The 9,987-nt window shown below is 51.4% G+C and carries 6 protein-coding genes, 2 tRNA genes and 1 rRNA gene; all 9 read left to right on the forward strand.

Going from position 1 to position 9,987, the window contains the following annotated elements; translation table 11 throughout:
• Positions 1-116 precede the first annotated feature (116 nt).
• Positions 117-1,991 carry an Omp28-related outer membrane protein gene (locus tag CHL74_RS03050; RefSeq protein ID WP_094879653.1) on the forward strand — a complete coding sequence of 625 codons (1,875 nt, stop codon included), beginning with the start codon at positions 117-119 and terminating at the stop codon, positions 1,989-1,991.
• Between the two features lie 218 nt (positions 1,992-2,209).
• Positions 2,210-2,285, forward strand: a tRNA-Gly gene (locus CHL74_RS03055).
• A 16-nt stretch (positions 2,286-2,301) separates the two neighbouring features.
• Positions 2,302-2,386 (forward strand) — tRNA-Leu (locus CHL74_RS03060).
• Between the two features lie 70 nt (positions 2,387-2,456).
• Complete coding sequence (gene prmC, locus CHL74_RS03065) at positions 2,457-3,350, forward strand: peptide chain release factor N(5)-glutamine methyltransferase (RefSeq protein ID WP_094879654.1); 894 nt, start codon at positions 2,457-2,459, stop codon at positions 3,348-3,350.
• 25 nt (positions 3,351-3,375) lie between these two features.
• Positions 3,376-3,873 (forward strand): regulatory protein RecX, encoded by a 498-nt coding sequence (locus CHL74_RS03070; RefSeq protein ID WP_094879656.1) that lies wholly within the window; start codon positions 3,376-3,378, stop codon positions 3,871-3,873.
• Entirely contained in the window at positions 3,851-4,552 is a 702-nt protein-coding gene (locus tag CHL74_RS03075) for a ComF family protein (protein ID WP_141241223.1), read from the forward strand. The genes CHL74_RS03070 and CHL74_RS03075 overlap by 23 nt, the downstream gene beginning before the upstream one ends.
• Positions 4,553-4,707: 155 nt before the next feature.
• The gene (locus CHL74_RS03080; protein ID WP_254923206.1) at positions 4,708-5,700 is read left to right on the forward strand and encodes a porin; all 993 of its coding nucleotides are present in this window, start codon (positions 4,708-4,710) and stop codon (positions 5,698-5,700) included.
• A 197-nt stretch (positions 5,701-5,897) separates the two neighbouring features.
• Positions 5,898-8,948 carry an endo-beta-N-acetylglucosaminidase gene (locus CHL74_RS03085; RefSeq protein WP_094879660.1) on the forward strand — a complete coding sequence of 1,017 codons (3,051 nt, stop codon included), beginning with the start codon at positions 5,898-5,900 and terminating at the stop codon, positions 8,946-8,948.
• Between the two features lie 972 nt (positions 8,949-9,920).
• Positions 9,921-9,987: ribosomal RNA gene (locus CHL74_RS03090) — 16S ribosomal RNA — on the forward strand; the annotation flags it as partial.

Consider the following 9,987-nt stretch of genomic DNA (forward strand, 5'->3'; position numbering starts at 1 on the left):
CACTCTCTGGAGGGGTGGCAAAATGCAGTCAGCGGGATTTCGCTTCCTTATGGCTTACGTTTGGCCATCCCTCTCTTTACGTAAAGTGACTCTAATAACAAAATCATAAAGCAACAATGAAATCATTTAGAAAAATCGCTCTTGCCGCAGCACTTGCCGCAGCTCCGCTTACCGGACTGATGGCTCAGCAGCAGGCTAAGGAGAACAACTTCATCCTTGGATGGTGTAAGACTCAGTGGGGACAGACCATGCAGGTGCAGCGTGATAAAGACGACATCGCTGCTCATCAGGTGCACGCAGCCGCCCACTTCACACCGAGCGTCACCAAGAAGTATAAGGGATGTCAGATCAAGTATGTCGACTTCGGAGTGGAGCCCAAGCAGGGTTCGTCTGTACGCGTGTTCGTATCCACCGATATCGAGAATCCGGACGCTGTGGTGGCTGCATCGTCCACAACGGAATGGGAAGAGGGATGGAACCGCTGCCAACTGGAGATCCCTTACACCATCAAGGGCACTGAGGACCTCTATGTAGGCTACGAGGTGCTCATCGGTGAGAAGGAAAGCATGAACACCATCACGTACGACAACTCTATAGAAAGCGAGCCGGATCGCAACTGGTATGGTGCTGACGGTCTGTGGTATAAGCTCAATCCCGCTCAGGTGCCTGCCAACTTCCGCGTTCGTGGCATCCTTACCGGCAACGCTCCTGACTGTGACGTCGCTCTCGAGAAGGTCATCTCCACAGAGGACTACATCGAGCAGAAGAACGGTCTTTGGAAGCCCACTCTCCGTGTACGCAACTACGGTAGCGAGCCTATCACGTCTTTGCACATTCAGGCCACTGTGAACGGTCAGGTGGTAAGCGAGGCTGACACCGACGACGACTTCGAGATTGCAAGTAGCGAGGTTGCTGACGTGGAGATTGCTGGTCTCTCATTCCCCGACCTTGGCACTGCAGACGTTACGCTCACCATCACTAAGGTGAATGGCAAGGACGACCCCGATATGGCTGACAATGCTCAGACTCATACCGTCTTTGTTTATGCAGAGGGAGGTAAGGTGTATAAGCACAACGTACTTTTCGAGCAGTTCACTGCCGAGTATTATAAGGAAGCACCTGCCGCTGACGAGCTTTACGCTAAGGAGATTGCTGACCGTAATGACGTTATTTGGGTGAAGCACCACCGTCCTTACAAGGGAGTACCCGACCAGTTTACTGCTGAAGGCGAGACCGAGTATGACAAGCTCTTCGGTTCTGCCCGTCCGTTCGTGCCTGGCGTATGCGCTGACCGTCGTATCTTCGTAGGTCAGGAAGACCCGGGTCCGGTTTACTTCATCGCTACATCTGGCGACGTTACCGGCATGGTAGGTGGCGCACAGAGCATCCCTGCCTTCGTAAACGTGAAGGTTGACGTTAAGAAGTCGGCTGACGGCAAGTCGCTCGACGCCACCGTAAGCGGCGTTTCCACCACTACCGTACTGCAGCAGCAGACCGATCTCCGTCTTACTGTATGGCTCGTAGAGGACGGCATCAAGAGCACCACGCAGGAAGGTCGTGACGAATACATCCAGGACGGCGTACTCCGTTCTCTCGTCAATACAGCATGGGGCGAGTCACTCGACCTTACCGCTCTCGAATACAGCCGCACTTACCAGATTCCTCTCAAGGAGGGATGGAACGCTGACAAGATGCGCGTGGTTGCCTTCATCAGCAACTACAGCACAAACGAGAAGGAGTGCCAGGTCTACAACTCTGGTCAGGCTTTCGTAAATGCTGCTACAGCCATCACCGACGTTAAGGACGCAGCCCAGCCTATGGCATATTGCCAGGACGGCAAGGTTCTCGTTGCAGGTTCAGGCTTCAGCGTTGAGGGCGTATACGACGTGTCTGGTCGCGCAGTGGCAAACGCCAACCTCGCCCCAGGTCTCTACATCGTTCGCATGACCAACGGCAAGACAGAAGCCACACAGAAGCTGTGCGTGAAGTAAAGCTTATTTAGTTGAGAGTTGAGAGTTGAAAGTTGAGAGTTATGATAACCAATGATTATCATATTATAGATATATGTTATTTAAAGGACATATCATAACTCTCAATTCTCAACCCTCAACTCTCAACTTTTTTATTAAAAAATCCTCTCTTACTGCCCTAAAAACTTTCTCACTTCTGAAAATTTTATTAACTTTGCATCCGCAATAAAGCGAGATATGCGGCAATAGCTCAGTTGGTAGAGCACAACCTTGCCAAGGTTGGGGTCGCGGGTTCAAGTCCCGTTTGCCGCTCCAATTTAAAGAAACAGGCGCCGCAATGGTGGAATTGGTAGACACGAGGGACTTAAAATCCCTTGGCCAGTAATGGCTGTGCGGGTTCGAGTCCGCTCGCGGCACTTAAGGAATGTGAGATGTGAGCATAGCAATATGTTCACATCTTTTTTTTGTTTATATAAATCCCAATCTATGACATACCACGACATCTGCCAACGGCTCACACCAATGTACGGACCTCAGGAAGCGAAGGCAATGACACGAATGCTCTTGGAAGACCTCTTCAGCCTTTCCTTCGCCGACATTCTCTGCGGAGCCACGGAGCATCTCTCCGATGCCGACACCCTGCGATTGCAGCAGTCGGTGGCCCGTCTTCTTGATGCCGAGCCATTGCAGTACGTCACCGGCACAGCCTTCTTCTGCGGCCATCCCTTCCATGTCGCTCCCGGCGTACTCATTCCGCGTCCCGAAACGGAATGGATTGTCGATACGGCAGTCAACCTTGTCACGTCTTCCGCACCACGCATCCTCGACATCGGCACAGGTAGCGGATGCATAGCCACGAGCATAAGTCTTGCCCTTGCCGACAGGCATTGCCATACCGAAGCATGGGATATCTCGGAAGACGCCCTCCGTATTGCCGCCGACAATGCCGAGCGCCTTGGTGCAGACGTGAAGTTCCGCCGTCGTGACGCGCTGAGGCTTGAGGAGGATTTTCCTGCAGAGGAGAATCAGAGTGGGGCAGAGGTGTTGATCGCCGACAATGCCTCCTCTGCTTCATGGGACATCATCGTCAGCAATCCTCCCTATATCTGCAACCGCGAAGCTGCCGATATGCACGCCAATGTTCTCCGACACGAACCCCATCTCGCGCTTTTCGTTCCTGACACCGACCCGCTGCTCTTCTATCGTGCCATCGCCCGCTACGCCATGCGAAGCCTGAGGAAAGGAGGCTGGTTGCTCTTTGAGTGCAACACGCTCTACGCCCACGATACAGCACAAATGGCGTCGGACATGGGATTCGCCACAAGCGTAGTCGAGGACGATTGCTTCGGTAAGCCACGATTCGTAAAGGCACAGAAATAATAACATACCTCACACATTATATAATATGTATCCATCCACTAAAAAAGTCCCCACTGAGCAGGAAGCCCTTCTCCGTCTTTCCTCCCTTTGTTCACGCAGCGAGCACTCCACCGGCGAGATGCGCGACAAGTTGCGCCGTTGGGGAGTAGACCAGGAGACCAGCGAGCGCGTCGTTGCCCGTCTTGTCAGCGAGCGCTTTGTCGATGACGAGCGCTTCTGCCGTTTCTTTGTCCGCGATAAGATCAGGTTCGACCGTTGGGGACGTCGCAAGATAGAGCAGGCGCTATATGCCAAAGGCGTTGATCAGGATATCTCCGCTGCCGTGCTTGACGAGGTGGACGACGAGGAATGGACCGAGGCATTGCGTCCCTTATTAGCTTCAAAGCGACGCACTGTTAAGGGGTCCACTGACTATGAACGCAACGGCAAGCTTATCCGCTTTGCCATGTCCAGAGGATTCGGCATGGACATCATCCGCCGTTGCATGGACGTAAACGACAATGACGAGGAGGACATCTTCTGATATGCTCACCGACTTCTTCTCACCCCGTAGCTGCTGCGTTTGCGGCAAGCGCATCACCGAGGACAGCCTTATCTGCATGGAATGTCTGCTCTCCATTCCCTTCTCACGCGACAGTCTTCGTCCCGAGGACAACGACACTGCCCGAATGCTGTGGGGCAAGCTGCATGCCGAGAAGGCCGTGGCTGCCGTACACTACCTTCCGCAGTCAAAGATGGCTCGACTCCTATACCTTATTAAATATGGCAAGCGTCCCGACGTGGCGCACCTGCTCGGCCGTATTGTTGCCGAACAGCTCATGCTTCATGGCTTCTTTGACGACATCGACATCGTCATCCCACTGCCTCTCCACTTCAAGAGGGAGAAGCAGCGCGGCTACAATCAGAGTCTTTTCATTGCCAAGGGCGTCAGCGAGGTCACCCGTCTGCCCATTGCCGCCGCCACCGTCTTCCGCGTCCGCGACACCTCCACCCAGACCCGCCTCTCCGCTTCTGAGCGTCTGAAGAATATGGAGGGCGCCTTCCGCCTTGCTTGCCCGGAGATGATAGAAGGCAAGCACGTTCTCCTCATTGATGACATCTTCACCACCGGCGCCTCCGTCACAGCCTGCGGCAACGAACTGCTGACCGCAAAGGACGTCCGAGTCAGCGTGCTGACCGTAGGAAAGTCGGACGGTAAGTAATGTAACGCTTTTGTAACATGTTTGTCATTGTCTATTCATCCCTCGTTAAAGTCTGTAAAATACGGAAGTCTTAACTTTGCAACCGCAAACAATAAGACAATATGATGATACGAAACAGACAATTGGTCGTGACAGCCGCACTGCTCGGCGCCGCCATGACAGCAGCGGCACAGAGCGCTGACGGACAGTCACCCGTGAATGTTCACGGAACAATACGCAGCAAGTATGAATATCAGACCGAGGAAAACGAGGGACGTTTCGAGGTGCGCAACGCCCGCATCAGCGTAGACGGCAAGCTCTCGCCCGTGATTTCATACAAGGCTGAGATCGACCTCTGCGACGAGGGCAAGATAAAGATGCTCGATGCTTACACACGCTTGAAGCCCGTCAGAGGCTTGCAGTTTACGATGGGACAGTTCCGTGTGCCCTTCACCATTGACGCCCACCGCTCTCCGCATCAGCAATACTTCGCCAACCGTTCCTTCATCGCCAAGCAGGTGGGCAACGTGCGCGACGTAGGTGCAGCCCTCGGCTATACTCTTAACGCCGGTTTCCCCATCATCATCGAGGCTGGACTCTTCAATGGTTCGGGCCTCACCAATCAGAAAGACTTCTGGACCAACAGCGTCAACTTCTCCGCCAAGGCGCAGTTCTTGCTTCCGCGCGGCTTCAACATCACGCTCTCCACGCAGAAGATAAAGCCCGACAACGCCAGCGTGATGATGTATGATGCCGGTGCTTACTGGCATTCTCACGGATGGCACCTCGAAGCGGAGTATCTCTACAAGCATTACGCCGCCGATGCCTTCCGTCCCGTCCACGCCTTCGATTCGTTCGTCAGCTACGACATTCCCGTGAAGAACGAACGCTCCCTTGTGCGCTACGTCACCCCGCTCCTCCGCTATGACTATATGAGCGACCACAGCGACGGCATGCGCTACGTTGACGGCAAGGCAAACACCGAAGGCAAGCTCATCGTCAACGACCACCAGCGCTCACGCCTTACGGGTGGCTTGACGCTAAGCCTGAAGCGCCCCTTCGTAAGCGACATCCGTCTGAACTACGAGAAATACTTCTATCGCAACGACGGAGTGGCAAAACCCTCTGAGAAAGACAAGATAGTAGTAGAGATAATGACAAGATTCTAACGGCGCGATGTCTGCTTGTCAGGTGTATAATGTTAAATCTTATGGTTGTTAAAAAATAATTTAAAAATTCTCTTTTCTTTTTCAAATAATTAAATTAACTTTGCAGCGATATTAAATCAGACAGCTAACTCGGACATTATCCGACCATTAAACTTAAAAACCAAAAAATAACCATATTAACTAAAACAAAGAATCACATGAAGGTGAAATCTACACTCCACGCGATGTTACTCGCTGGTATGCTCTCAGGTTCTTTCGTACCTGCATTCGCTGCCGACGACACAACGTCATCATCAGTTTACGACTTCAGTGGATTTAGCGACACAAAGCTCATGCAGCTTTTCTACAACGCTTACCAGAACGGTCGTAAGTATCCTACAGCTGAGGAATTTGCAGCAGCTGGTATTCAGCAGAGCGACATCGCATTCATCCGTTCACACGTACGCAACAAGGGCATCCTCGACCGTGCAGACCGTCTTATCAAGGACACATACGAGAAGCGCGACCTCTGGATGAACATCCCGATGGACGCAGGTAAGGACGGAGCCGTTGGTCAGCCCAACAAGACTTTCCATAGCGACGTATTCTCTATGTGGAACTACACCAACATCTTCGGTGCTTGGAACCACGGTGTGTTCTCAGCTCCTTCAGCATGGACTGACGCTGCTCACAAGAACGGTTCGGCTATGTATTCTGGTATCAAGTTCTTCGACACCACTGGCGGTCGTCCCGACGGCGCAGCAGGCTGGATGAACTTCATCTCAGACCGTAACGACGACGACTCGTTCAAGTATCTCGAGCCGATGATCAACTGTCTCATGTACTTCGGTTTCGACGGTATCAACTATAACTGGGAGGATTCTGGCTATTCAGATGACGATATCGTAGAATTCCACAAGGGTCTCTACGCTTCTGCAAAGAAGCACGGCTTCGACGATTTCCATTGCGGTATCTACACCTCTTCGTCTGGTCTTTCTGCATACGAGGCAGACGCTCTCTTCGGCAACTCAGAGGGACGTACACACGACCTCATGCTCAACTATTCTAACGGAGACTTCTCATACCAGCTCTCTTCTTCTGCAAAGCAGGCCATCAATGCAATGGGAACCACCGAGGGTCTCTACACCGGTGTTTGGATTGTAAGCCTTAACCGTGGATGGAACCGTCTCAACGCTGACGAATATGCCAAGCAGGTGAGCCTCTGTATGTGGGGTGAGCACGCTCAGAGCCGTTTCTGGTCATACAATAATGGTACTGACGCTTACGACGCACAGACCAACTATCAGTATCTCCTCGAGCGCTTTATGTCTGGCGGTACACGCAACCCGCTTACACGTCCCGAAATCCGTAACAGCGGCAACGATTGGGAAGCAAGCAACGGACAGAAGCCTCTCCAGACCTTCGCTGGTATAGCAACATGGATTCCTGAGCGCTCTTCTATCTTCGGCAACCTGCCTTTCGAGACACACTTCAATCTCGGCAACGGCGACCGCTATGCATACAAGGGAAAGAAGACTGCAGGTTCATGGTACAACATGTCTAACCAGGACTACGTTCCGACATACCGTTGGCTCGTTGTTAAGCCGGGCACACTGACTGCTTCTACAGACATCGACGCACGCTTCTCGCATGACGACCAGTACATCGGCGGTACCAGCCTCCTCCTCACCGGTAAGGCTACATCAGAGGGTACAGACCTCGTACTCTATAAGACCGACCTCAATGTCAGCGCCGGCGATCCCTTCGTAAAGGTGGCTGTCAAGAACGGTAAGGAAGGATCTAACGCTTCCAACCTCTATGTCATCCTCAAGAAGGCTGACGGTTCTTGGGTGGAGACACCGGTAGGAAACATTGAGGGCAATAACTGGAACGAGAAGACCGTCAGCGTAAGCGGTCTCTCACAGAGCGACGTCATCAAGGCCATCGGTCTCCGCGTTAAGGGTGCCGACGACAACTATAAGATGTACGTAGGCGAGCTCCAGGTCAACGACGCTGTCAAGACCAACCCGGCTCTTGTTAAGGATCTCAATGTAGAGGTGAAGGAGGAGACCAAGACTTCTATGTCTGCAAAGCTCTTCTGGAATGTTGACGCTAAGGCTGAGAAGCGTGCCGAGTGGGATCTCGTTTACAACGACGAGGCCAACATCGACCACTTCGAGGTGCTCTATAAGAACGGCGAGAACGGTCGCGTTTCTGAGCTTGCACGCACCTCTTCATGGGGCTGCTACGTAGGCGACATCCTCTTCGACGGCGCTGATGACGAGCCGTACATCGGCGTACGCTCAGTCTCTACAGACCTCAAGACTTACTCTCCGGTAGAGTGGGTGAAGGTTACACGTGGCGACCAGGCTTCGCTCCCCGTACGTGTTGACAACAGCTATGGCATCTCTCAGATGGATCCCTCTTGCGACGGTGCTGACATCGCTCGCCAGCAGCGTTACGTTACTGACGTGACCACAACCGGTGCTGACCAGAACCTCGACTACCATACTGACCATCCCGTACTCGACGGCACACAGTATGACAACCAGACCGACAAGGTGCTCAAGGTTAAGCAGGGTCAGGAAGTTACTCTCTTCGTTAAGGCATTCGACACTTCTAACGCTACATACAATGGTTCGAAGAAGACCGACGGTCTCCGTTACTGCTTCGCTGGTGGCTGGATTGACCTCAACGGCGACCACAACTTCAACCCGGACAAGATTGCTGACAATCCTGAGGAAGGCGAGCAGCTCTTCTTCGTAGGAACAGTTCGTAAGGCTACTCCTGAGATCGAGACAGAGGGCATCACATGCAAGTTCAAGGTGCCTGAGGACGCTAAGACTGGCAAGTCACGTCTGCGCATCGTCTTCTCTGACGCATGGTTCGCAGGTGCATTCCTCCCGACTGGTCTCCACAACAAGGGCTTCTCTATGGACTTCGGTGTAGAAATTTCTGGTGACAATCCTGAGCGTCAGGGTCCTGCCGACCTCCACGACCAGGGTGTTGCTGACGAGCCGGCTAACCTCGAGGGCAACCTCACAGCCATCAAGACTGTGAAGGGTGGTGCTTCTACAGTAGAGGCTGCCAACGGCGAGCTCAGCTTCCAGAACTGCGAGAAGGCATGGATTTACGACGCTAACGGAGCATTCGTTAAGTACCTCGTATCTCCCTCTTCATTCCAGACATCTTCACTCGCTGCAGGTGTTTACCTCGTAAAGATGCAGCAGGGTCACGTATTCCGCTCACAGAAGGTGGTAGTTAAGTAATGACCACAGCTCTAAGCTGAAACTATAATTCTTTCGACGGCGCTGTCCTAATCAATAGGGCAGCGCCGTTTTTTCGTATCATCGTTTCCCATCATGCAAATATCGTACAAAGAGTAAAAACCTGTTACAAAATAAAAATTGATTCTAGAGAATCGAAAAGCTGTTTTTTCGGTGTTTTGCTGTGCAAACAGCCCCCGTGCCATACGATAGCGCCACTTTTACACTACAATAGTGCCACTATTAGACTGTAAAAGTGGCACTATTGCATGATAAAAGTGCCACTATTGTAGTGTAAAAGTGGCGCTATTGCATCCAAAAACGGCTCTTTTGCGCGTCTGATTTCATAACGCTTCGTTAGAAAATCGCATAACCTACTGTGCGCAAACGTATTAGCTCAAACCGCTCAAAACTCGAGAATTTCGCACCAAAGATTTTGTCGTGCGCTGAGCTCATAGTATTGAGCATCAGGAATGCAAATATTGTGTCGGACGGCAATGCGTCCGGATTAGGAATTAGGAATTTTCTCTCCCGACCCCTAAACTCTCAACTCCCAATTCTCAACTCTCAACTATATATAATTAATGTGTTGCTGTTATCGAACATAGCTTTTAGTTGAGGTATATCAATTTCAACCCTAAAAGTGCAGATTTCCTTAACTTTTTTACTCAAAAGTTTTGGAGATACGGAAAAAAGCTATACCTTTGCATCCGCTTTCGAGAACGAACGAAACCTCAAGCAAAACGAGATTGAGAAGAGTTCGAGAAAAGCGAATAAAGAAAGAGTTCTTTGAAAAGATTTACATAAGACAGATAAAGTAGTACAAGAAGCGAGAATGATGAAACACTCATTCTTGGGTAGAAGAAAAACGAACCGTCAAGTTTGTTTGACTTTAAACTCTAATTTGGAAGCTCGTTCTGAAACAGATACAAACAAACAACGCTTACTTCGGTAAGAGTTGGTAAAAGATATTTTACAATGTAGAGTTTGATCCTGGCTCAGGATGAACGCTAGCTACAGGCTTAACACATGCAAGTCGAGG

Origin of the sequence: Prevotella sp. 885 (assembly GCF_002265625.1) — a bacterium.
In the GTDB taxonomy this organism is placed as follows: Bacteria; Bacteroidota; Bacteroidia; order Bacteroidales; family Bacteroidaceae; genus Prevotella.